We start from the raw sequence: 26,396 nt of genomic DNA, 5'->3' as shown, positions 1-26,396 counted from the left end.
CGATTGGTTCAGGTACAACGGATGTGGAGATTACCTCAGACGTTGCAGCGATTGAATTTTCGGATATCAATGAGAATGTTATTCCACTCGTTGCGAACGATGGCACGGTGACCATTAATGGTGGACCGCCCTCTAACGACCTCACGGTAACTGTGGGTAGCACCTCAGCTAATCAGGGGCAAACTGTTTGTGTGCCGGTCACAGTAGACAACTTCACAGACCTTATCGGCATGTCCTTCACCATAAGCTATGATGAGTCATTGCTGACCTACACCAACGTTCAAAACCTGACGAGCAACCTTCCGGGCTTCAGCGTAGCGGGCAATATTGGCAACCCCGGACCAGGTCAGGTCACGGTCAATTGGTTTGAGAACAGCCTCACGCCTACTTCTTTACCGAATGGAACAGTGCTCTTTGAAGTGTGCTTTGAAGCATTAGGCGGGGGCTCCGCAGGTGTGGATATCACTTCTGAAGTTGCTGCCATCGAATTCTCAGACGCTGACGAAAATGTTATTCCCCCGGTTATCAACAATGGCACCATTACCATTTCAGGTGACCCTACTCCAACGGGGCTATTCCTGACAATTGATGATCAAACGGTTGATCCCGGCGATCAGTTTTGTACGTCTGTGAAGGCCTTCAATTTTGAAGGCGTAGTGGGTATGTCCTTTACCATCAGCTACAATCCTAGTGTGCTGACGCTCGATGACATTACCAGCCTCACCTCCAATTTACCAGGCTTTTCAGAAGCTGCCAATATTGGTACGCCGAGTGCCGGGTTTATCACGGTCAATTGGTTTGAGAACAGCTTGACGCCTATGGATCTTCCGGATGGGGAGGTCCTCTTTGATATTTGCTTCACCGCAACCGGTAGCGGAATTACTTCTGATATTGAGTTTACTTCAGATGTAGCTGCTATTGAGTTTTCTGATGAGAATGAGGATATTATCCCTTTTGACAGTGACCCTGGTACCATTACTTTTACCGGTGTGACGACAGACCTGACCCTCACCGCAGGCAGCATTGACGCAGAGCCTGCTGAGTCTTTCTGCGTTCCGGTTACGGTCCAGAATTTTGAGGACATCGTGGGGATGTCTTTCACACTCAACTATGATGCGACGCACTTATCGTTTGATCAGGTCACTAACCTGACCACCAATCTGACTGGTTTTACGACTGCCGGCAACATCGGTAATCCAAGCGCTGGCTTCATTACCGTCAACTGGTTTGAGAATAGCCTGATCCCCACTTCCCTCCCCGACAACGAAGTACTCTTTGAGGTTTGCTTCACGGCACTTGGGGTAGACGGGTCATGCTCAGACCTGGAATTCACTTCGGATGTTGCCGCTATAGAATTCTCTGATGCGGATGAGAATGTCATTCCCGCCTTCTTTGAGGATGGCACCGTCTGTATAGAGGACAGCGTGCCGGGACAAGTGCAGGTAGAAGTTGGGGACGCTTCGGTAGACCTTGATGCAGCCGTATGTGTACCGGTTTCAGTGGATGCCTTTACGGATATCACCGATTTTGGCTTTACACTGGAGTATGATGCAAACGAACTGCAGTTCGATAACCTCGATGCCATCACATCCATGCTGCCTAACTTCACAGGTGCCAATATCAACACCTCAACGCCAGGCATCATTTCCGTATCCTGGAGTGGCGGTGCCGCGACCTTAGCCAACGGCACGGTACTATTCGATTTGTGCTTTACAGCAATTGGCACAGAAGATACTTGCTCAGACATCGATATAACAGGCTCGGCTGAGCCGATCAACTTTACCAGTAGCACACTGGGAAGCCTCAGCTTTAGTGGGGAAGAGGGCACGATTTGTATCAACTCTGCCTTTGATGGCTTCCGGCTTTCTATCCCGGATCAGACCGTACAGCCTGGCGATCAGGTATGCGTGCCGGTCAACGTGCTGAATTTCCTGGATGTGGTTGGTTTTGCCTTTACGATCAATTACGATCAAACCCAGCTGAGTTTTCAAAACATAAGTAGCCTTAACCCTGCAATTCCGGATTTCTCACTGGCGGGCAACTTCGGTACGCCCACCCAAATCGGCGCAGGCAATATTTCCGTGAACTGGTTTAGCCAGTCCATCACACCGGTAGACCTGCCAAATGGCGCGGCACTGTTTGAAATTTGCTTCACCGCAATTGGCGATGACGGCGATATGTCCGACATTACATTCTCTAGCAGTGTGACCCCCATTGAGATATCAGACAGCAACGGCGATGTCATCCCATTCAACAGCTTACCCGGTACGATTACGATATCTGCTGTGCAACCTCCAAGTATTGCACAGGTGAATATTACCGATGTAGACTGTTTCGGAGAGAACACAGGTGCCATCGCGCTGACCGTTAACGGCGGTACAGGCGGGCCCTACAGCTACAATTGGAATAACAACGCCACAACAGCTACAATCAACAACCTCGCTGCCGGTAATTACACCGTTACCGTTACCGATATGGGCAGTGGAGGCTTGACTGCCACAGCTACATATACCGTAGATGGTCCTTCCAGTGCGGTTGCACTGAGCGGAGGGGTAACTGCACCAACCTGTCTAAATGGTACAAATGGTGCAATTAACCTGAATATTTCCGGGGGCAACCCGGGCTACACCATCTCATGGGATAGCGGCATTCAGTCCGGCCAGACCAATCCAAGTAACCTTCCGGGCGGCACCTACTGTGTTACCGTGACCGATGAGAATGGCTGTACTGCTGAAAATTGCTACAACGTGCCTAACGGTACGGGTCAGGGTGGCACCATCAACTCAACCGTAGAGGACGAGAGCTGTGCCGGCGAAAATGATGGCTCTATTGCCCTTTCTGTTAGTGGCGCGGTAGGAACGGCCAACTACTTCTGGAGTACAGCACCTGGTGTTCCGGGTTCTTCAACCCTGAACAACCTCTCTCCCGGCACTTACTCCGTAACCGTACTCGATGATGCGAGCTGCCAGAGCACTGCCAGCTTTCAGGTAGACGATGCGAGCCCGATCAACTTGCTGGAAGGCGTAACCGATGTAAGCTGCGCAGGAGAAGCAACGGGTGTCATTAACCTGGCTGTTTCTGGTGGAAACGGCGGCTTTACGTATAGCTGGTCCGGGCCGAACAACTTCTCCAGCAACCAAAGCCTTGTGGCTAACCTGGTCGCCGGCCAATACACCGTAACCGTAACGGATGTGAATGACTGTACTGCATCTGAGGTATACACCATAAACGAACCGAATGCAGCGCTCGCTGTCCAAACCATTGATGCCACACCGATTGATCAGGGGCTGGATGGGGCAGTAGACCTACAGGTAAATGGCGGCACCATGCCTTACACTTACAGCTGGACAGGTCCGGGCAACTTCAACTCTTCCGCTTCCAGCCTTGTGAACCTTAATGAGCAGGGCGAGTATTGTGTGACCATCACTGATGCGAACGATTGTACGACAACCGCGTGTGTTGCGGTGGAACAAGTGCTTCGGATCAACAGCAATATTACTGATGCCTGTTTTGGTGAAGCTACAGGTACAATTGAGCTGAGTGCAGACGGAGGTATGCCTCCATACACTTATGCATGGACGGGCACAACGGCGACCGGAGCAATAGCAACCGGGCTTACTGCAGGTAGCTATTCCGTTACCGTAACGGATAGCAACAACGAAACGGCGAGTATGACCTTCATCGTTGACGAGTCGCCTGAAATTAACTTCAACCCAACCCTGATCCCAGTCACCGGCGCATCAACCAATACCAATGGTTCGATCACGCTGAACGCAAGTGGCGGTACGAGCCCGCTGACCTACGAATGGAGTGGCCCCAATGGTTTTAGTGCCAACGACCCCAGTGTTTCAAACCTGGGAACCGGTGAGTACTGTGTGACGATCACGGATAACAACTTCAACAATAATTGTAGCAAGGATACCTGCTTCAATGTGTACTTCGCTGACCCCATGGGAGCGCCTGAGGTAACCGCGGTAGGGACAACCTGTTCTTACACAGAGGACGGCTCCCTTGAGATTCAGATCAATGGCGGTGTGCCGAATTTCACTATTGAAGTAACAGATTCAGAAGGACAGGTGACACCATATACTGCCACTGATAATACCTTTACTGTCAATGATCTGCCTCCAGGGTCTACTATGATCGTGATTACTGATTTGCTGGGCAGTGAGACGACAACAACCATATCGATTCCAAGCCCTGCACAACTGCAAGTCACTGCACCGGACTACCGGCACGCAACAGAGGGGAACTGCAATGGACAGATTTCCGTAAGCATCTCCGGTGGTACACCTCAGTATACGGTCAACTGGAACAACGGCAGCATAGGAGCAAGCATTGGCGGGCTTTGTGCGGATCAGTGGTACGTGCCAACAGTTACTGATGCCAATGGCTGTATCATCGAGGTGGATTCTATATTCATCAACAATTTTGACGTGCAGGTTGGCGATGTGGAATTTACAAGCTGTCCGGATGACACCAACGGCGCTATCGACATCGACGTAGTCGGTGGTGATCCAAACTACACTTTCGTCTGGAATGATGCCAACGGCAATCAGGTTTCTAACCTGGAAGACCCCACAGGGCTTATCGCGGGGACCTATACATTGATCATCACCGAGGCATCAGGCAATATGCTGACGCGTCAGGTGGTCATAGAGACAGAGTCTGCGCTGGCCGTAGCGATCACTTCTGAGGAGAATTATAACGGGTTTGATGTGAGCTGCCCGGATGCTGCGGACGGAGCACTGAGTGCTACAGCCACCGGCAGCAGTGGTTACCTGTATGAGTGGACCAATGTAGAAACCAGTATGCTGGTTGGCACCGGGCAGAATATCGAAGACCTGCCTGCAGGTACTTACCAGCTGATGGTACAAGATGAAGTAGGCTGTACATCAACCAATCAGATCGAGCTCACTGCACCCGATACTATTGAGGTAGAAGCCTTCATTCAGGATGTGCTTTGCCACGACGGCAGAAACGGTGCTATTACCGCAAATGTCGATGGTGGTATTGAGCCACTGGATTACTTCTGGAGCAATGGTGGTTTTGGCAACCGCATCACCCAACTCGAGCCCGCAGCGTACTCCGTGACGATACTCGATGGCAATAATTGCCAGCAGACTGCTACTTTCGAAGTGGAAAACCCAGCTCCGATCACCGTAACCTTTGAGACTGAGCCAGCAACAGAAGGCTGCAACGGTTCGGTGGAGGCCATCGTGGACGGCGGCACAGGCCCCTACACTTTCAACTGGGGACAGTCTGACCTACAGGATGCCGAGCTGCTTGATCTTTGCTTTGGTGAGTACTTCCTTCAGGTGCGCGACCGTAATGGCTGCCTCTCTGAGAATACCTCTGTGCGGGTGGAAGACCGTCGCTTCCCTTGTTTCTCAGACCGCATCATCCTGACACCGGACAATGACGGTGCCAACGAAGAATTTATCATCCTCTGTGTCAATGAATTCCCGGATAACCACCTGCAAATTTTCAACCGCTGGGGACAGTTGGTATTTGAAGCGAATAACTACGACAACACCTGGAACGGTGTCACTCAGGATGGTGCACCACTGCCGGAAGGGCCGTACTACTATGTACTAGACTATACCGACCCGGAAGGCAACCCTCGTCAACAGCGAGGCTCATTGACTATTCTTCGTGAAGATTAATAAGATATCCGGAGCAGGCGGCTTTCGGTCCCTGCTCCATTCTTCAACCCTCAACCGATTTGACGATGAAAAGTAAATTTCTACTCCTCCTTTTTTGCTGCCTGGCGACCTGGCAGTTGGCAACAGCTCAGGACGAAGCCATTTTCGGGCATTATAACCTGACGCCAGTTTTGATCAACCCCAGTGCGGTAGGTTTTGACAATTCCTACCAGCTGCAGCTGAACGCCCGGGCACAGTGGTCGGGTTTTTCGGATGCCCCCACTACCTACGCGGCGCAGTACAATGGCCCGCTGGGAGACAACTTTGGGCTGGGGGTAGGTGTCCTGACTGAGTCTGCTGCGCAATTGCAGCGTCTGCGTGCACACCTGAACTATGCTTTCCGGTTTGATATCAGCGATAATGTCAAGCTGGCAGCAGGATTCCAGGCAGAATACCAGCAAATGACATTGGACAACAGCGTTATGACCAACAACTTTGTTGATTTTAACGATCAGCTGGTACAAGATTTTATGAACGGCGAAGGCGAGTTCGATGCCGCCTTAGGATTCTTTAGCTCTTTTGGTGAAAATACGCGGGTAGGGCTTTCTTTTACCAATTTGGTCCGCTCCCGCATTTCTCAGGACACAGACGAGTCTATTCTGGAGTATTACACCTTCTTTGCCAGCCATAGAATGGAGGTAGATGACCTGGATTTCTCTTTCGAGCCTTCTGTTATGCTGCGGAACGTCCGGAACGTGCCTTCGCAGATTGACATTAACCTCATGGCGCGGTTTATGGACAATCAGCTGACAACTGGCCTGTCTTACCGTTCACTAGGTGCATTAGGTATTCTTCTGGGTACTCAGCTATCTATGGGAGAAACCAGCAATATTCAGATTTACTACAGCTATGATGTCTTCTTTCAGCAGTTTCAGAGCTACAATAACGGCTCTCACGAAATCAGCCTGATCCTGGGTTTTGAGCGGGATACCAAGAAGCGCCGCCGTTACTAGTCGTATAATTCCGATGAGGGTTGAATGTTTGGCAAGGTGTTTGCTATATAATTGCTGAATAGGTTAAGGTCGCCCCGGTCATCGGGCCGTGGCACCGTCTTGCTACATCTTGATTCGGTGATATTAGTGAAACACTTCAAAAATACAGGCTGTGTAAAATGTTACGCTGCCGGGCAAATGATTGCCTAAAACGAATTTTGATGTAGTTATTTATTCGCCTGCGTGCGGACTAAGCCTTTAGCTTGCCGCATCCTCCCCCGTCTGGAAACTTCCGTGGAATATCCGGGCCGGGGGAGGAAGTAGGTTTTGGAAATCGGAAAAACTTTTCCTGAAACAAATTGAAACTTTTCAAATTTGATTCCGTAAACCTATACACGCAGCGCATAATCAGCTGCAAAGATTTAGGCGATTGGATTGTATGTGATTCACAAGAACCGTTTTTCAAGTTTATACTTAAATCGGTTTTTGGGATGGCCTCTCTTCTAACATTAGAAGGGGGGCTTTTTTTTACCTCTCCTTTTCGGCTTTCTCTCGATTTTCTCTTCTTTTTTCTTCCATTTTTGATTTTTGGCACGCTTTTCGCAGTTATAGGTTTGAGTCAGTAGCCTTCAAACAGGCAAAACAAAATCAGAGACGGCATACGTAAAGGTATGCTTGTGCTTTGGAAAGCAGGAAAGGACAGGTATGGTTACTCGTGTAAGCTGCCTGCCTGACGTGGTTAGGTAAAGTGCGTCTTGCCCTTGGTTTACCAGGGATACATCTGGTGCATTACCTGATACGCCGTTTTCATGCTAGACAAAGCGCTATTGTATAACAACTCTATTGTCGGCTGCCTTTCTGGGCAGCAACAGTGCATCAGTTGTTAGGTAACCCGGTCAAGACACCCGAATACTCACGTCATTCCGGTATCTGAGCCAGGCCCTGACAGCTCCTCGTCGGCAGATGAAGGGCATGTATACAGCAATAGTGGAGTTAGTTGTACCTACTCCTTTGGTTTGACAGTCGGGTGAATCGCCTGCCTGTTACAAATCCCTGGGGAGTAGTCAGGTATCCGGGCATTGGAGCTCGGGTATCCGCATTGGTCTCAAGTGTCTGGGAAAGGCTGACTGCATCTATCATGGCATCAGTTTCAAAGCCCGGATACTGTGGAGACAGTGCCTGGGCTTTTGTCGTTTGTTCCGATTTGTTTTGCCGGTTACGGCACCCTCATGCAGGTAGCAATACAAGCATCAGGGGGCTGTAGTGGATGAAGTGCTACAGGAGATCAACAGAAGTAAATATGCAAAACCTTCAAACATTGCTTTTGAGGTCAGGGCAGGCGCGTGCCTGCCCGCTGGCCTTGCTCTGGAATCAACCGGACAGGCTGATTCGGGTGCGAATGTTCCGTAGAATAAAAGACCCAGATCCACCTGTAAAGCAAACCAGGCATATCCCAAATGGGAATACTTTTGGATTCTACCTTCGGCTTATGGGCGGTTTTTTTGAATCGGCCCGCGCTGGTACTGCTGTGCCGTACCGGCCTGATAGGAGTAGGGGTGCTGTAACTATTGGCCCTAGCTATGGAAAATGATGTAAGCGGTCCGTGGGTGTTTTGCCAGGTTCACAGCTTATCCCATAGGAGCGGGAAAGCCACGGAGCCTATGCGCGGTACCCCAGGATAAGGGCAAAGCTTGTATTTGCCTGAGCGGCATCATATAGCAGGCGGGTGTAAGGTCAAAGCCCCTCTAGCTTTAACAAAACAATAGTCAATTGGAACGCGCCCTATTTGAGGGTATTCAGTTGAAATGGCTGCGAATAACTGCCAGTCTGCGATTGGTACCTATGGTGACTCTGGCATGATACTGTCGGGTCCTTTTATCCGAAGGTAGTAAGGCACGGTCTGCCTGCAAGTAAGGTTTGGCTGCCTTTTAAGGAATTCAAGAAAGGTGTCAGCCCCCCGGCACCTTGAAATAGGCACCCCACACGATCAGGCGTAGCGGGTACCTGAATAAATTGAGATGGTATGAAAAGGAAAGTCAATACGGATGGTCAGTAGTGGGCTACCTCCATACGAATCTGTAGAAACAGATGGGAGTAGATCCAATTGGATCGGTTTGCCCACATTTGGGCTGTAGTGGCTTTTGCCCGAAAAGGGTTTAGAGCAAGCACCAGTTGAACTGTTTTGAGAAGTATTTTGGTGTGAGCATCCATCCTGTGGGGAAACGGATATAGTCTGGGCTTGAATACGGCCGGACCCGTATGCGGTTTTCCAAGTTGGTAAGACAACCGGAGAAGTATACAAAACGATCTATCAATACGGTTATTGGTGATGCCGGCTCTGCATGGGGCCGGCCACTTTTACCACAAATCAGCATAATATGGCACATTGAAAAGAAGACAAGACGGGCTTTGGAGAGGTGTAACTTCAGTTGGGCAGGCTTCTCTGTAAAAGGGTGAAGAAGGAATGGCGCATGTAGCGTAGCTTCTGCACGTAACCTCTAGCAGGGCTAGGTTACCTCTGAATTCCACTTCTGGAAAGCATGGCAGGGCAAAAGCGTTTGGGCTTACTGTATCCATTCGTAACCGGCCTCATCCTCTATAAGCTGAGGGCTTCGTTGGCTAGGCTATCGTGCCAGCCGGGCCCTCCAAAATCAAGCCGTCTTCTTTCGTGCCCGGCATGAGCCGGAGATCCATAATAGACAGTCAGCGGCATAAGCTGCCATAAAGCAGCCTGGGAGCGCTATGCCCAATAACAAGGTATTTCAGAATCACTCATAAACTACATCAAAAATGAAACACTTATTAAAAAGCAACAAACATTCGGGTTGGACGCGCGCTACATTCGCCCGAATACTGCAAACCATCAGTATTTTCGTCTTTACCTTATTTGCAGGTCCGGCTTTGTACGCTCAGTGCGACCTGGCCTGCAACGGAGGTAATCCCAACTTCCCTCTAAATATCCCGGTTAATGGCGACTGTAATGTCGAGCTGATCCCTGAGGATGTGCTCGAAGTTCCGATCATTTGCCCCGGAGGTAAAATCCTCACCGTCCGGGATACGATGAACAGCATTATCGTGTCCGATACCAACCTGGTCCTCTTTGACCCGGCTCCCTACGAAGGGCAGGTACTTTCAGTGACAGTAACGGATGTCACGACTGGGATTTTCTGCAACAGCTTCATCCGGGCAGTGGATATCAGCCCTCCGGTAATCAGCTGTGTAAACGATACCATTAGTTGTATTGCGGATACTTCGGCAGTGGTCCTCGGTGCACCTGCCGTGAGCGATAACTGCTCAGACGATATTTCCCTGTCCTACTTCGACAACTTTACCAACTTTACCTGTGCCAACGACAATAAAGCGATACTGGAACGGGTCTGGAGCGCTGCCGACGAACAAGGCAACACTTCCTCCTGCTCCCAGTTCATTCTGCTGGAACGGCCAGACCTTAACACGGATATTGAATTTCCGCTGGATACTCTGCTCAGTTGCGAGGTGGGGGACCCAACCCTGAATATGACCGGTCAACCGGAACTATTTGGGATCATTATTGAGAATACCAATGAATGTGATCTCAATGTGACCTTCAATGACGATACGCTCAACCTTTGCGGGAATATCGAATACCAGATACAACGTACCTGGACAGTGACTGAGTCCTGCTCAGGCACTATGGCCACCGATCTGCAGCTGATTACAGTGGTGGATACCGTGGCGCCGGACATTACCTGTCCCGGGCCTATAACCGTATCTACCAATACAGGCGCTTGCTGGGCGACGGTTACCCTCCCGCCCCCTACGGTAGTGGATAACTGTGACCCCAATGCCACCTTCTTTGTCAGCACTTCTTTCGGAGCAGTAGGCGTGGGGCCGCATAATTTTGTACCGGTAGGTACCCACACGATTCAGTACTCCTCTATTGATTTTTGTGGCAACTCCCAGAGTTGTACCACTACCCTAAATGTGGTAGACCAGGAGCCGCCCACAGCGGTATGTGAAGAAACCACCGTTGTCAGCGTGTCCAATAACGGACAGGGGACGGTATTTGCCGCTACCTTCAACGATGGCAGTAATGATAACTGTGCGCAGCAGCTTTTCTTCAAAGCCCGGCGTATGACGACCGGAAGCTGTAACGGGCTCAATGGCGATGATTCGAACATTCCAGGCTATCAGGAATGGTTTGATGATAATGTCAGCTTCTGTTGTGAGGAGATTGACTCCACAGATATCAGAGTCATTATGCGGGTTTACGAAATTGACCCGGGTATTGGCCCTGTTGAGCCCACCCGGGAGCTTCCCGGCGGTGACCTCTTTGGCCATTTCACAGAGTGCATGGTCAATGTGGAAGTGCAGGATAAGATTGCCCCGGTGGTCGTCTGCCCGCAAAATCAGACGATAAACTGTACTGATGACTACAGCGACCTGAGTATCTTCGGGAATGCCACGGTCATGGACAATTGTTCTGCCGAAACGGCCCTGGAAGAAACGGTTGATGTAGATGGTTGTGGAGAAGGGACAATCACTCGGACTTTCTCAGCAGTGGACCCCTCCGGCAACATCGGAGGCTGTATTCAGACCATACAAGTGGTGAATCAAAATCCACTCAGTCTGGGCCTTATCGATTTCCCGGATGATTACACCATCACCATTTGCGGAGCGCCTACGGATCCGGATGACCTGCCGCCCGGTTTTGATGAGCCCGTCGTTATGGACCCCGGATGCTCAATGATTGGGATCAACCATACCGATGAGTTCTACGATGTATCTTTTCCAGCCTGCTACAAAATCCTTAGGGAGTGGGTAGTACTGGATTGGTGTCAGTACGATCCGGAAAACCCATCAGCTGGCGGGCGCTTCTCTGACGTACAAGTCATCAAAGTGGAAGACCCCAATCCTCCGGTTATGGTTTGCCCGGATGATGTGACCGTCGCGATGGGCTCCATGTGCGGGCAGGGTCCGGTGGTGCTGCCAGATGTGACCGCAGATGACTGCAGTACCAATATTCTCATTACCAATGACTCCCCTTACGCCGATGTGGGTGGCGCCAACGGCAGCGGCATTTACCCGGAGGGCACTACTGTTGTGAATTTCTACGCCAACGACCGTTGTGGCAATGTATCGACCTGCTCCGTGGAAGTAACGGTGGAGGATCAGACCGCCCCACAGCCCGTCTGTATCGTTGGCCTGTCTATCAATCTGTCCATGATGAATGGAGAGCCGATGGCTATGATCAATGCCGAGGCTTTTGACGGCAGTACCGTAGATAACTGTACTCCTGCCAGTGAAATTGACCTTACCATCCGCCGTGCAGGGACCGGGCAGCCTACCACACCACAGCTGACTTTCACCTGTGAAGATGTGGGTAATCAAATGATTGAATTCTGGGCAGAGGATGCTTCCGGCAACAGCGCGCATTGCCTAACCGTCATTGCCGTACAGGACAACAACGGTGTATGCCCACAGGCCGCCGGCGGTATGATTGCAGGGGAAGTCACTACGGAATCCGGTCAGTACGTAGAGGGCGTCATGGTCGAAGTCATGAGCAATGACCCCATGATGGCCTACACCACCAACGACGGTTTCTTCGAGCTGCTGGGCGTGCCCTTTGGCGGTAGCTACACGGTCCGCCCCGAGCGGAATGCTGACCCTCTTAATGGCGTTTCTACTCTGGACCTGATGTTTATCAGTCGTCATATCCTCGGAGTGCAGCCTTTGAATACACCTTACAAAATGATCGCCGCGGATGTCAACCGTTCCGGTTCCATTTCCACGCTGGATATCATCGCCCTGCGCAAAATGATCCTGGGGCTGGAAAGCGAATTGCCCAACGGCAATACCTCCTGGAGGTTTGTGGATGCCAACCACATCTTCCTGAACCCGAACAACCCCTTCGCCACACCGATTCCTGAAGTAGTTAACATCAATGGTTTTGACCAAGACCATATGGATGCCAACTTCGTAGCCATTAAGGTAGGCGATGTAGACCTTTCGGCTGCAACCAATGACCTTAGCGGGATTGAAGAACGGGACCCTGAAGGCAGCATGATGATCCATGTGCCGGACGTGAGTGTCAACGAAGGGCAGGAATTTACCATCCCATTCACCACTACGGGGCTGCATGCCGTGCTGGGCTATCAGTTTACCCTGCGGTTTAATACCGAGGCTCTGGAGTATATGGAGCTTGTTGCCGGCCCCGTTCCGGGCATGTCGGGGTCCAATTTCAATCTACAGAAAACAAATGACGGCTGGATCACCACAAGCTGGAACCAAACCAGTACCCTGCCGGGAGAAGGGCAGTCCGAACTCTTCGCGATTACCTTCCGCGCCCGGCAGCCCATTGAGTCGCTGGAGGAACTGGTCAGCTTCACGAGCGTGCCGACTTCAAAGGAGGCTTACGATATGGAAGGCAATATCATGGAGGTGGGGCTCAACTTTGGTGAAGCCATTTCCTCCTCAGGCAGTGTCCGCGTGGAAGGCTATGAATTGTACCAAAACCGCCCTAACCCCTTCAGCACCAAAACGGTGATTGGCTTCAGGTTGCCGATTGCTGGTGAAGCAAAAGTGACGGTGTACGACATGGCCGGCAAGGTACTCTTCCATCAGGAAGGCTATTACGATGCCGGGGCTCACGAGCTCATCATCAGAGGTAGTGAACTAGGGGCCTCAGGCTTACTGTACTACCAGTTGCAAACGGCAGACTATGCCGCTACCAAGAAAATGATCCTGATGAATTAAACTCCGGTAAAACGCCCTTTGTGCAACCGTTGTACGGGAGGCTTCCCAACTGCTCAGTACACAAAAACGGATGCACAAACGGGCGTTTAAGCCGAATACGTTTGACACACATCCCCAAAATGTTCCCAATTCGCCCCCGTTTTCCCAGCGGGGGCAATTTTTTTTGCAAGGCTTAGCATTAATTCATATATTGTGATCGAAAATTCATCCCCCCGTATTTTCTGTTTATTTCGGAGAAACGATGAATGCAGTTCCCCCCGCAGTATTCAATTTCTCCACGAGCTTTGAGAGGCTAGGTTACAGCTTAACCAAGCCAAAAACAAGGAAGATGGCAGTTCGCTGCCGTCTTCCTCTTTTCTACTCAATCATACCCTGAGAAAATCGCCTCAAACTTGCACAAACGCTGTTTTCCAGCGTCTACAGAGGTCGTCTACCCGGGCTTTAATGCCCTCTCCTTACGATTCAATTTAACTTAGAACCGCCCCGCGGTTGCTGACAATACGTAGGTTTCCTCCCCCCCACCACCATGCTGCTATTGGATGGCTGCCTGGGACTGCTTGATTTACCTGTACACAATCATAAACCCATATGAAACTTAAAAACCGAACCCTGTTTTTTTTGTGCGCACTTCTTTTCTGGGGGCACTCCACTTTTGCACTACCTGATACCAATTTATCCGATGACCCGATTGCGCCGAGTGCAGTTTGCGACGATCAGGTCAATGTCTCCCTGACGGGTAATGGAGAAGCCATTGTGTTTGCCGGCACTTTTGACGAAGGCAGCAACGATAACGTTTGCTTTGCCGGTGTGAAGGTCAGGCGTATGGGGCAGAGTTATGCAGCTTTCGGCCCCTTCGTTACTTTTGATTGTGCCGATATCGGTCAAACCGTCATGGTGGAATTGCTGGCCATCGACTGCGCTGGCAATACCAACAGCTGTTGGTCCGCTGTAACCGTTGAAGACAAACTGTCCCCAAGCCTGCATTGCCCGCCTACACAATCTGTAGCCTGCCATCAGTCGGCGGATTGGGATTACGTCGGGACGCCTAATGCCTATGACAATTGCGGTGTTGCCAACCTGGTGTTCAATGACCAGGAAAGCACGAATTCCTGTGGTTCCGGTCAGATCGTCCGTACCTGGACGGCTACAGACAACTACGGCAATACCAGCACTTGTACACAGACGATTCACCTCTACGATAATACCCCCATTGAGGTCCACTTCCCACCGGATTACGTCACCTATGATTGTACCACTGTAGACGACCTGGCACCTGAAAACCTTCCCGCGCCTTTTGACCGTCCGGAAGTTCTGTACGAAGATTGCGAGCTGATCGCCACCAATTATGAGGACTGGGTCTTTACCGCCGCTTCCGAATCCTGTGTCAAAATCCTCCGCGAATGGCGGGTAATCGATTGGTGTACCTACGAATACGGCGGCAGCATCGGGATTTGGAGTGAAACGCAAATCCTGAAAATCCAGGATACGATTCCACCGGTTTTCACTTGCCCGGACGATCTGCTTGTGCCAACTTCCTTTACCAGCTGCACAGCCAGCTTTACATTACCCCAGCCAACAGATATTCAGGATTGCCTGCCCGGCGTGGAGGTGAGTGCATTTGGTGACCTTGGCAGTGGCTTCCAGTATTCCGGCGTGCCAGTTGGCACTTATGAAATGAAGTACGTACTGAAGGACGGTTGCAACAACACCAGCAGTTGCGAAATCACTGTTACCGTAGAGGACGGCACCGCGCCCACTCCGGTCTGCCTCGAAGGGGTGTCCATAGCCCTGATGCAGGGCGGGATGAATGACCTTTCTGCATCCGCCATTGAAATAGGTAGCAGCTATGACAATTGCACCGATTATGAAAACCTTGAACTGCGCCTGGGCTTCGAGCCGGGCCCGGGGCAAACCACACCACCGGCAACCGATGCCCTTACCTTTACCTGCGACAACCTCGGCATGAATGTGATTGCGCTTTGGGTGGGCGACAAAGCGGGGAACTGGGGCTATTGCCTGACGAGCGCCGTGGTACAGGACAACGCTGGCGTTTGCGATCCCGATACTACCTCTGCTAATCCAATGGCCGCAATCGCCGGACATGTTTACGATTTCCAGGGCGACAAAATCCCGGATACCGAAGTGCGGCTGAATGACCTGGATATGGCAATGACGGATACCCTGGGCGATTACCTGTTTGGCGAAATGCCCATGGGCGGCAGTTATGAAATTACGGCTCAAAAATCGGATGACCCAAGAGCGGGCATCACTACCGGCGATTTGTTGACCCTGGCCCGTCACCTGATGGGCGTAGATACCATTACCAGCCCTTACCAACTGGCTGCCGCAGATGTGGACCAGTCCGGAACCCTGGATTCCGACGATATTATGATGCTCCACTTCATCCTTTTGGGTGTTCAGCCCGATCTGGCTGAAGGCTTGGGGTGGCGGTTCATCCCGGAGTCCTTTGTTTTCCCCAATGATACTTTGGTAACGGTGGGCTATCCCGAAGCCATCCTAATCGATACCCTTGGGGCAGACTTTATGAATGGCCATTTCGTCGGCATCAAGCTGGGGGATGTGAATGGCAGCGCGATGGAGGATACGTCCTCCACTTTCCAATCCCTGGAGAACCGGAGCCTTAAAGTTGCTGATGTCGACATTCCAGATGTGGCGCTTCAGCCGGGTCAGACATATCAACTGCCAGTTTCCATCGGTACGCATCTGACCGGAGGGCTGTTGCAGCTTTCACATCCGGATTTGGAAGTGATTGGGGTGGAAGCGGCTTCCGTTGAGGCCGTATTCCGCCACGCTGCTCCCGATGGTTCCACCACACTGAGCTGGTTGGGAGATGCCGGGCAAGGACAGCCGGTCTTTACCCTGATCGTCAGGGCAAAGCAAACGGTCCGGGTAAGCCAGGCTTTATCGTTGTCTGCCCAAAGCCGCGCCATGAAAAATGCGGAAGACTACAGGCTTGCCTTGGGTTTTGGAGCACCCGTTTTCGACACACAGGTTAAGGTGCAGCCTAACCCCTTCCGGGAAACATTATTACTGCAGTATGCACTGCCCGCTCCAGAAGAGGTCAAACTTCAAATCTGGAATACCAAAGGTCAAGTCGTACTGACACAATCCCGGCCGGGCTTTAAAGGCGTCAACCAATGGAACTTGCCCGCTCATCAACTACAGACTCCAGGCACCTACTTTTATCGGTTGTCTTCAGAAAGCCTGCAGCATCAAGGGCGTTTGGTCCGAATGCCATAGCAAGAATTCGTTTTATTGTTTAAGTGTAATACAGAGGGCTGGACCGCGTGGTTTTGCCCTCTTTTTCGTACCTGATCCCACGCTATTGAGCTGCCAAAAAAATGTATATTTGGAGGATGACTACGGAAGCACAACTCTTGGAATGGAAACGAACCTGGCGCCACTTGCTGAGTGAAAGCCTGGGTAGAGCGTTTGACTCAATCGAAGAGCGGTTGCCAGCGGGTAGCACAAAGGCAGACGAGTTGCTTTTGCTGAAAGCTCAGCTCAATGAAGCCAACCGGGCCAAAGTCATGGGCGTAAAATCCAATGAAGACCTTCAGCTGGATTACAACCGCATCCGTTTGCACCTGCTGGAATGGATTGACGGGTTGGAAATTGCAGATTTTAATGCTGCTGCATCCGGGCTAAAGCCTAAAGGAAGAGGCGTGCTGCTGCACAAAATTCCCCGGCAAATGGAAGTGGGCAGGGAGGAAGTCTGCGTCATTCGCCTGGCCTACGACCGCGCCGTCATCGCGGATAATCTGGAGCTGACAGAAGCCGTAGAGGTTAAAGAAGTAACCGTTTCAGAAGTTATGGAAGCGGAGTTGATCGATGCCAACAGCCAACCGGCATTCCATATCCGCACCTATCACGATGAGCGGCAGTTTCTGGAGGTGGGAGCCTATACAGAGTGGAAGTTTTATGTGGAGCCCATACGGGAAGGGACCTTTCGGCTGCTACTTAAACTGACCGTCATCGAAGAAGTAATGGGCGCCCGCGAACGCCGCAATATTACTTGGGAAGAACGGGTGCAGATCGTAACAGAATCTGAAGCAACAGAGCCCGCTACATTTCGTGCCGCAGGAGTCGCCTTATCTGCGCCCGGTATACATCCGCCCAGCCCCACAATGACAGGCGGCGGTGCATTTCCCGGAGCACCCGCTGCACCCCGGAGTACCGACCCGCTCTCTCCGGCTGCAAAGGAGGAGCAGGTAACCCGGCCTTCAAGAACCATCAATCCCAAACGGAGTACAGTGCAACAACAGCAGCAGCCACAACCAGCCGCTCCAAAGGCTACAAGTCGAAACCTGGCCCGCCGGCTCTCCATCGCGGCAAGTGTCGTGCTGATAGTTGGCTTCGGCGGCCTGTATTTGCTCTCCAACGGCGAAAAAAGCGCTACAGAAGAACAGTATCCGGCGGATGAAGTACCGGGCAAAGTGGTGGAACCCACTGTGCCACCCGTTTCTTTACCAGTGGGTGTGAGATGGTCTGCTGGCCTGAGCAGCCGGAAGCTCCTCCGGTCTAATGCACTGCCTGAAAGGCCTGCCGCACCTGTGGTATTTGAAGTCTGCGTTGCCGCCTCCGGTGAAGTAGTGAAAGTAATGCCGGTTCAGCAGGGCGCTTTTGACCAAAAATGGGTAGCACAAGTGGTCCGCAGCTTGAAGTCCTGGGCTTTTGAGCCCTCGGGCGGAGAGACCTGTGGCACCCTCACTTATCTGCCTGAATAATCCGAATTCTTTGGAAACTGGTCGATCAAAATTGCCCATCTTTGAATTTCTGTATTTTTTACCCTCAAAATCAAAAAGGCTTAAATGACCTACGATAATTTCACGACCAAATCCCAGGAAGCCATTCAGAAAGCCCAGCAAATCGCCGGGAGTTTAGACCAGCAACAGGTCGGCACCGCCCACCTCGTCCGGGGTATTCTGGAAATAGAAGAAGACGTGGCCACTTTCCTTTTCAGCAAATGCGGTGTGAGTATGACCGCCCTGCGCAAGGGGGTGGAAAAAGCCATTGTGGCCACCCCGAAGGTGAAAGGCACCGAAAAGCAATTCCTGACTAAGCCTGCAAATAAAGCCCTTAGCCGGGCAAAAAAACTCTTGCCTGACTTTGGTGACGAGTATATTTCTATTGAGCTCATGCTGATGGGTATTGCCCTTGGGGACGATGAAACGGGCAAATTACTACAGGCCGAGGGCGCTACGGAGGAAGCCTTTAGCGCCGCCATCGAAGAGCTGCGCAAGGGGCGTAAAGTCACTGACCAAAGCGCAGAAAGCGGCTACAATTCTCTAAAGAAATTCGCCATCAACCTCAACGAGCGGGCAGAATCCGGCAAGCTTGACCCCATCATCGGCCGCGATGAGGAAATCCGCCGCGTGCTCCATATCCTGAGCCGCCGTAAGAAAAACAACCCTATCCTGATCGGCGAAGCGGGCGTAGGGAAAACCGCCATCGTGGAAGGCATTGCCTGGCGGATCGTACAAGGCGATGTGCCCGAAAACCTTCGCGAGAAGAAAATCCTCACCCTCGATATCGCTGCCCTGATTGCCGGTGCGAAATACAAGGGGGAATTCGAAGAACGCCTGAAAGCCGTGATCAAGGAAGTCGCGGACTCCAATGGCGAAGTCATCCTGTTTGTAGATGAAATCCATACCCTTATCGGAGCAGGCGGGGGCAATGGCGCTATGGATGCAGCCAACATACTGAAGCCGGCCCTGGCGCGGGGCGAGCTGCGCACCATCGGAGCAACTACTTTGGACGAATACCAAAAGTACTTTGAGAAAGACAAAGCCCTGGTGCGCCGCTTTCAAACTGTCTTGATCGAAGAGCCCAGTGTGGAGGATACCATCTCCATCCTTCGCGGGCTACAGGAAAGGTATGAGGTCTATCACAAAATCGAGATACTGGACAGTGCGCTCATCGCTGCTGCGGAGTTGTCCCACCGGTACATCGCCGACCGCCACCTACCGGACAAGGCTATTGATCTGATTGACGAGGCAGCTGCTAAACTAAGGCTCGAGCTGGACTCCGTACCGGAAGAAATAGACGAGTGGGACCGCCGGGTACGTCAGCTGGAAATTGAGCGGGAAGCCCTAAAGCGGGAAGGCAACGACCGTAAGGTGGAAGCCATCAATGAGCAGATTGCCAACGCCCGGGAAAAGCGGGACGGCATCCGCGCCACCTGGAAGAACGAAAAGGAAATCGTGGACACCATTCAGGGCATCAAAAAGCGCCTGGAGGAACTGGAAACTGAGGCCGCCAAAGCCGAACGCAACAGTGATTTCGAGCTGGTGGCCAAAATCCGCTATGGCCAGATGCAGGAACAGGAAGCCATGCTCAAAGCGGCCGAGGAAAAACTGGGCGAGCTTTCTGAAGAAAAGCGCTTCACCAACGACGAAGTTTCCGGCGATGATATTGCCGAGATCGTTTCCCGCTGGACGGGCATTCCGGTGACCAAAATGCTGCAAAGTGAAAAGGACAAGCTCCTGCGCCTGGAGGACGAGTTGCACAAGCGCCTGATCGGTCAGGATGAAGCCGTACGCGCCGTGGCCGATGCCGTGCGCCGCAGCCGGGCAGGGTTGCAGGACGTGGACCGTCCCATTGGCTCCTTTATCTTCCTCGGGCCTACCGGCGTGGGCAAAACTGAACTGGCCAAAGCCCTTGCGGAAGTCCTTTTTAATGACGAAAAAGCCATTACCCGCATCGATATGAGCGAGTATCAGGAGCGGCATGCGGTTTCCCGCCTCGTGGGTGCGCCTCCGGGCTACGTGGGCTACGATGAAGGCGGGCAACTGACTGAAGCGGTGCGCCGCCGACCCTATTCCATCGTCCTGCTGGATGAGATCGAGAAAGCACACCCGGATACCTTTAATGTCCTCCTGCAAGTGCTGGATGATGGCCGCCTGACCGACAATAAGGGGCGGGTAGCCAATTTCCGGAATACCCTCATCATTATGACCTCCAATATGGGGGCGGAGGTTATCCTTGAAAATTTTGAGGATCTGATCGAATTGCCGGAAGACAAACAGCCGGAAGTGCTGGATGCTACCAAAGATGAGGTCTTCGACTTGCTGGAAGAAGAGCTGCGCCCGGAATTTCTGAACCGCATTGATGAGCGCATCATGTTCCTGCCGTTAACCCGGGAGGAAATCAAGCAGATTCTCCACTTGCTACTACGAAAGGTGAAAAAAATGCTTGGCGACCAGGGTATGTCCATCGAACTGACACCGGCTGCCGAAGACCTGCTGGCTGAAATGGGCTACGACCCGCAGTTTGGTGCCCGGCCCATGAAGCGGGTCCTTCAAAAAGAGGTGGTCAATGAGCTGTCCAAGCATGTACTGGCGGGCACTTTTGTTGCGGGTGACACCATCGTGGTAGCTGAAAAGGATGACGAACTGACGTTCGAAAAGAAATAGGTACGTCTGTCAGGCAACTGCACGGAAAAAAGCCGCCAACTTCGCCTCGTCAAGCTGGCCATCGGTGCGGACTCCGGTGCACAGGTCAATGCCAAATGGCTGTACGGCCTCAATGGCCTGCCGGACGTTTTGAGCATTCAGGCCGCCGGCGAGAAAAACCGGAGCCCGGGCTTGTTCCACAATCCGGCGGCTAAGTGACCAGTCGTGCGTACGCCCGGTGCCACCAAGTTCCTTGATTTTGAGGTTGGGATTGCCGCTGTCGAGCAGCAGTGCATCCACCGATTCCGATAACCGGACGGCTTCCTCGACAGAGCGCTCATCAAGAACGTGAATAACCTGAACGAGCTTGACAGCCGGCAGTGCCGCCCGGATATCCGTGTAGGTGCCTTCTGACAGGGCGTCTACTAACTGCAGGGTGGTGGTATGGACTTTTTGGTGGTGGGCGATGATCGCGTCCGCTTCAGTCTCGCTGGTAAGCAAAAAGCTGGCAACCGGTGGCGGTATGGCAGGTACAATCTGCGCGATGGCATCGTCCGTTAGTGTGCCCGGACCGCTCGGCATAGGGCCTACGAGCCCGAGCGCGTCCGCTCCGTACCGTATGGCGAGTTGAGCTTCTTCAATGCTGCTGATACAGCAAATTTTGATCTTTGGCATGTATTGTCTTTTGCCGGATTGTAAAAATCGTTTGGTACAGTCTGATGAAAACGGCTGTTGCTTACAAAACCCGCCTTGCAATCGGCTTCACCCGCACTATTGCGACGCTGCAGTGTGCCCGCTCGGTCAGTTGGGTCGTGAAATTGCCTACGACCATACGTTGCAGGAAGCCCACTTTGGTGGTGCCTACAATGAGGAGGTCAAATTCGCCCGACTTTTCCACCAGCGTATCAATGGGGTTGTCAGAAGCCAGTACCTGTGTGTTGTACAGCGCCCGTGCCGAGTGCCGCTGAATGGCTTCTATGAAAATTTTGCCAGACTCCGCCTGCTGCGCAGCGGTAAAGTCCTTTGGCAGGATATTGAGAAAAGTGACCGTCCCGCCAAACTGTGTCGCCAATGCTCCGGCCAGGCGCACCATCAGGTTGAGGTTCAGGCGACTGCCCAGGGAGACCGCGATGCGCTTGGGCTGGAAGGCAGTTCCCGAACCCTGCAAGCGGAAGAAAATAAAGTCCGTGGGTGCTTTGTTGAGTACTTGTTCCAGTAGATTGAGCGTAGCAGGTTTGGCAGACTTGCCCGCGTAGCCCATGACGGTAATATCGCAGTTTTCCTCTTCGGCGGCATGCACGATGCCCATCCCCAGCTTGTGGGAAGCGCGGATGACCGGTTTGACTTTCACGCCTTTCGCAGTAGGCCAGAGCGCAGTGCGTTCCAGTAGTTCCAGCGACTGATCAGATTCGGAAAGCGCCGTGCGGAAGTCGACCTGCTCCGGCGTATTTACCACATGCAGGGCTACAATTTCCCCACCTTTAGTGGCTAGTAAGGCATGGCATAGCTCAAAAATACTTTGCTGGGTATTGGGGTTCGCCACCGGCATGAGAATCCGCTCGGTACTGCGCAGTTGAATCCGCTGCCCTTCATCCGCCAGCGTTAACTGAAAGCCGGTCTCCTGCCGGAAGACCCGCTTGCGCGCATAGAAAAAATACACCCCCGCACCAATCAGGGTAAGCTGCAGCCCAAAGAACAGAGACAGCCAGTCGAGCGTAAACAGTAGGCCCAGATTGGCGACAAAGGTGAGTTCCGGCAGAATGCGTTTCCACAGGGCTTTGGGGCGCCGCTCCGGCTGCGTACGGTAAATTTGCCGTAAGGCCAGCGATACCGGTAACAGGGAAACGAGCAGGCAGAAGTTGGCCGCCTTGGCGATGAAAGCCAGGTCAAAGAGCAGCAAAAAAACAAGAATCAGGATACCTCCGGCCAAAATCGCTGCTCTTGGCGTCTTCGCCCCCTCGTGCACTTTGCCCAGCAGGTCCGGCACAAACCGGTCGCGTCCCATCGCGTAAATCTGCCTGCCTTGTGATAACAGGGTGCTGTTGAGCGCTCCAGCCGCCGCCAAAATACCACCCAGCGAAATCAGCAGCCACCCAAAGCCTCCAAAAACAGCGGTAGCTACATCTGCCAGAGGGGCACTGCTTTTCGCTAAATCCTGCCAGGGCACTACCATGATGCTGACGACTGCCACCAAGAGATAAAAAACAAAAGCGATCCCCATGGAAAGCTTCATCGCCTTGGGGATGGTCACGGTAGGCTCCCGGATTTCATCCGCATTATTGGCGATCAACTGATAACCGAAAAAGGAAATGTAGATGATGCCTATGGCGCTAAAGGTGCCGCTATAGCCGGTTTGGAAGGTCGGAACAGCCAGCTCGGGCTGCAGGAACAGGGCGGATCCCAGGAGTAAAACGATCAGGATCGCCAGATTGCCCCAGGTCAGCAGGTTTTGAATGCGGTCAGCCCCTTCTGTACCTTTGGCATTGAGGTAAGAAGAGAGCAGGACCAATCCTCCTGCCGTAGCTTTTACGCCAAAAGCGGGTACTTCATAACCCAATATCGCCGTGAAGTATTCTGCAAAACCAATGGCATATAGCCCGCAGGCAAAGATGCTGCCGAGGGCAAGGAACCAGCCCGTCACGAAGCCGCCCAGACTACCCAGGGACTGATAGGCATAGGCATATCCGCCTCCCGAGATGGGCACGAGCTTCGCCATCTCTGCAAAAAGTAGCGTCGTCAAAAAAGCAAGCCCTCCGCAAAGGATATAGGATATCCAGACCGAAGGGCCCGCTACGCCCGCTGCCAGGCCAATGAGCACATAAACACCGGCGCCCATCAGTGCGCCCACACCGATCGTGGTCGCTCCAAACAGGCCCACCGTCCGCTCAAAGGTGACCGGGATGAGTTTCTTGTGAAAGATGTCGCGCAAACTGTTCGCCATAGTGCAGTTGGTTTTGGGTACTGCTCAATCCAAAGAACAACACTATTACGGCTTTTGCCTACAATTCTTTCAGGTTTATGACCTCGAAATTTCGAACCGCAAAATAGTCATCAAGCCCGTAGTCGGTATTGATGATGATACCGCCCAGCAGCGCAACGTGATCACCATGGAACTCCTTCCTGGTATCATTGATGTACTGATGGATCTTCTGGTCAATAATTTTATAGGTGGCTTCGGTAATAGCCACTTCCTGATTGTCAGCCGCCAGGATTTCCTCCCGGTAGGGCAGAAGGCTCTTCTCCAGCGTCATTTGCTGATAGTCATCGTCGTGCACCTGAGGGCTGTAGTTGTCGTCCTTCCGGAAGCGGTCCAGAGCCAGCATGAGCGCACCGCAGGAGTTTCCCGGGTGGTCTTGCCGAGGCCGGTACATTTTGCCGGTTTCGCCTTCCAGGGTAACCCCGATGTGCGGCCCGTAGAAAATAAAGGCAGAGCCCTCGTCAGGAATATGGTGGGCGAAGGCGGTCATGCCGGTTTGCCCGGCAAAGGGAATGCCCCCCAGCCCGCCCATGATGAAAGGGCCAAACAGGACATTGAAGAAGGTGGTGGAGGGCACGTTGATGTCATCCGAACAAAGCGAAGTAGCCATCAGGACCTTGGATACATCCAGCCCATATTCGTCTTGCATCCGGCCCATATACCGGACGGAAGTGTCTTTGGCATCTATGGCGTTTGGGAAAACAGCTTTAACAATTTCGTCAAATTTCCGTTGCAGCATGGTTGTAGTATTGGTGAATGAAATTGGCTTTCAGTATGGGTATTACCGGGCAGGCAAGTTAGCTGTAACTTCATGCGGCTTCAGTAATGTAGTTCACTAAATAAAATAGTGACCTTTCCCTAAAGATAAAGTTACCTTGGGAAAAGTCACTATTATTCTGTTTAAATACCTACTAGCTGAGTAGGATAACAGGTTGAGCGGCCCTTATTCTTCGCTTCTCGCCTCGCCCAGGTCCAGTGGCTTGCGGGGCAGCAGCTCATCGCGCATGGCGGTATGCATCACAAAGGAGGCGATTATTGTAGCGGCCTGCTTGAGGTCGTCTTCCACCAGGTGGTCGAGGTTGTCCATATTGCTGTGGTGGGTGCGGGTGAAGTACGCCATGGGGTCCTGAATAAACTGGAAACCGGGAATGCCTACCGCATCAAATGCCAGATGGTCGGTCCCACCGGTATTGGATAGCGTGAGGGTGCCTGCTTCGAGGTCTTTGAAAGGCTCCAGCCAGGAACGGAAGATCGGGCCGACAGCCTGATTGCCCTGCAGATAAACACCCCGGATTTTGCCGGTGCCATTGTCAAGATTGTAGTAAGCAGACACTTTCTCCTGAGCCGGCTTAATTGACTGCGGATTGTAGGTGCCTTCCGGGAATTCCGCATAGTGCTCGCCCACATAGCCCCGGCTGCCGTACAGTCCCTGCTCCTCACCGGTCCAAAGTGCCAGGCGCAGGGTGCGGCGGGGCTTAACACCGGTTTCTTTGATGACCTCCTGCAGGATACGCGCGGCTTCCATCATAACCGTGGAGCCTGCGCCATTATCGGTCGCGCCGGTAGCCGCATGCCAGCTGTCAAAGTGAGCACCAAAAATAACCACTTCGTCCTTGAGATCTGTGCCGGGGATCTCGGCAATGATATTGCGCTCCATGCCATCGTCCGGGTTGTAATAGCGGGCCTTCAGGTCGAGGCTGAGCTTCACCGGTATGCCTTGCTGCAACAGGCGGAAAATGCGGTTGTAGTGTTCCACGGCCAGTGTGATCTGAGGGACGACCTTGGTGCCTTCCTCCCGGTAACTGCCCCACTCGCCCGTGCGCGCACCCGATACGAACACCGTGCCCAGGTCACCTTTGTAGCTGCGGTCAAGCACCGCGATCGGATCTTCCTCAGCCAGGGTCTCCCACAGGTATTTGTTGAAGGAAAAGCCGCCGGTCGTATTGTAGTTCCGGCGCGGGCGCGGAGTAGGCATATCGGCATTGGCCATGTCGAGGAGGTCATCGCTTTCGTAGCGGCGGGCCGGCGCATCGAACCACTCCTCAATTGAACGGAGGGTGTCTACCAAAATAATTTTGCCCTTCAGCTTGCCTTTGTAGGCGTCTAGTTCTTCCTTGGTATTGGCCTCCAGGTAGATGACTTCGGCTTCATCGGCTTTGACAGAAGGCGACCAGGCTTTGGGTACGCCAATAACGGACCAGTAGGTGGGGGTATGGGCATGCATCTCAAAGTGCTGCAGTTCCCAGCTGCGGCCAAAGGGGCCCCACTCCTCGGTGTGTACATTCTCCATGCCCCATTCTTCGAGCTGGCCAATGGCCCATTCGGTTGCTTTTTCCAGCATAGGAGAGCCTGTCAGGCGTGGGCCGTAGACATCCATCATCAGCTGGGCAGTCTTCATGGCTTGGCTTTGGTCGAGCCCGTGCTTGCGGATCGCCGTGACAAGTTCTTCATTGACCGGCTCCTGTGCCCATAGGCCAGAGGTCAGTAGCAGGCCGGACAAAATAAATAACAGTTTTTTCATACGAGTATTCCATTTTTGATGTTCAAACAATCGTCGCTAAGTTAATAAATGGTAGGGGGCTATTCCTGCGAATTTTGGTCAGCAGCCCGCCTGAGCATTGGCTGAAAAGCT

The 26,396-nt window shown here is 52.4% G+C and carries 10 protein-coding genes; 6 read left to right on the top strand and 4 right to left on the bottom strand.

Features of this window, described 5'->3' with window-relative positions:
- Positions 1-23: 23 nt before the first annotated feature.
- From MRY86_RS24710 to clpB, 6 genes are all read left to right on the top strand, one after another.
- Positions 24-5,666 (top strand): cohesin domain-containing protein, encoded by a 5,643-nt coding sequence (locus MRY86_RS24710; protein WP_293566025.1) that lies wholly within the window; start codon positions 24-26, stop codon positions 5,664-5,666.
- 65 nt (positions 5,667-5,731) lie between these two features.
- Positions 5,732-6,658 carry a PorP/SprF family type IX secretion system membrane protein gene (locus MRY86_RS24705; protein WP_293566027.1) on the top strand — a complete coding sequence of 309 codons (927 nt, stop codon included), beginning with the start codon at positions 5,732-5,734 and terminating at the stop codon, positions 6,656-6,658.
- A 2,769-nt stretch (positions 6,659-9,427) separates the two neighbouring features.
- Positions 9,428-13,372, top strand: coding sequence for an HYR domain-containing protein (locus tag MRY86_RS24700; protein WP_293566029.1), 3,945 nt, complete (start codon positions 9,428-9,430; stop codon positions 13,370-13,372).
- A 588-nt stretch (positions 13,373-13,960) separates the two neighbouring features.
- Positions 13,961-16,633 carry an HYR domain-containing protein gene (locus MRY86_RS24695; RefSeq protein WP_293566031.1) on the top strand — a complete coding sequence of 891 codons (2,673 nt, stop codon included), beginning with the start codon at positions 13,961-13,963 and terminating at the stop codon, positions 16,631-16,633.
- A 116-nt stretch (positions 16,634-16,749) separates the two neighbouring features.
- The gene (locus MRY86_RS24690; RefSeq protein WP_293566033.1) at positions 16,750-18,120 is read left to right on the top strand and encodes a hypothetical protein; all 1,371 of its coding nucleotides are present in this window, start codon (positions 16,750-16,752) and stop codon (positions 18,118-18,120) included.
- Positions 18,121-18,204: 84 nt separating this feature from the next.
- The gene (gene clpB / locus MRY86_RS24685; protein ID WP_293566035.1) at positions 18,205-20,808 is read left to right on the top strand and encodes an ATP-dependent chaperone ClpB; all 2,604 of its coding nucleotides are present in this window, start codon (positions 18,205-18,207) and stop codon (positions 20,806-20,808) included.
- 9 nt (positions 20,809-20,817) lie between these two features.
- Here the strand turns inward: clpB and MRY86_RS24680 are convergent, their stop codons facing one another.
- From MRY86_RS24680 to MRY86_RS24665, 4 genes are all read right to left on the bottom strand, one after another.
- Positions 20,818-21,462 carry a phosphoribosylanthranilate isomerase gene (locus tag MRY86_RS24680; protein WP_293566037.1) on the bottom strand — a complete coding sequence of 215 codons (645 nt, stop codon included), beginning with the start codon at positions 21,460-21,462 and terminating at the stop codon, positions 20,818-20,820.
- A 61-nt stretch (positions 21,463-21,523) separates the two neighbouring features.
- Positions 21,524-23,728 carry an amino acid permease gene (locus tag MRY86_RS24675; protein WP_293566039.1) on the bottom strand — a complete coding sequence of 735 codons (2,205 nt, stop codon included), beginning with the start codon at positions 23,726-23,728 and terminating at the stop codon, positions 21,524-21,526.
- Positions 23,729-23,786: 58 nt separating this feature from the next.
- Positions 23,787-24,503 (bottom strand): hypothetical protein, encoded by a 717-nt coding sequence (locus MRY86_RS24670; protein ID WP_293566041.1) that lies wholly within the window; start codon positions 24,501-24,503, stop codon positions 23,787-23,789.
- Positions 24,504-24,707: 204 nt separating this feature from the next.
- Positions 24,708-26,285, bottom strand: a complete 1,578-nt coding sequence (locus MRY86_RS24665) for a M28 family peptidase (RefSeq protein ID WP_293566043.1) — start codon at positions 26,283-26,285, stop codon at positions 24,708-24,710.
- Positions 26,286-26,396 lie beyond the last annotated feature (111 nt).

This window comes from Phaeodactylibacter sp., from assembly GCF_022763345.1.
Lineage (GTDB): Bacteria > Bacteroidota > Bacteroidia > Chitinophagales > Saprospiraceae > Phaeodactylibacter.
The sequence above is the reverse complement of the archived record's forward strand: the minus strand, read 5'-3'. Positions and strand labels throughout refer to the sequence as shown.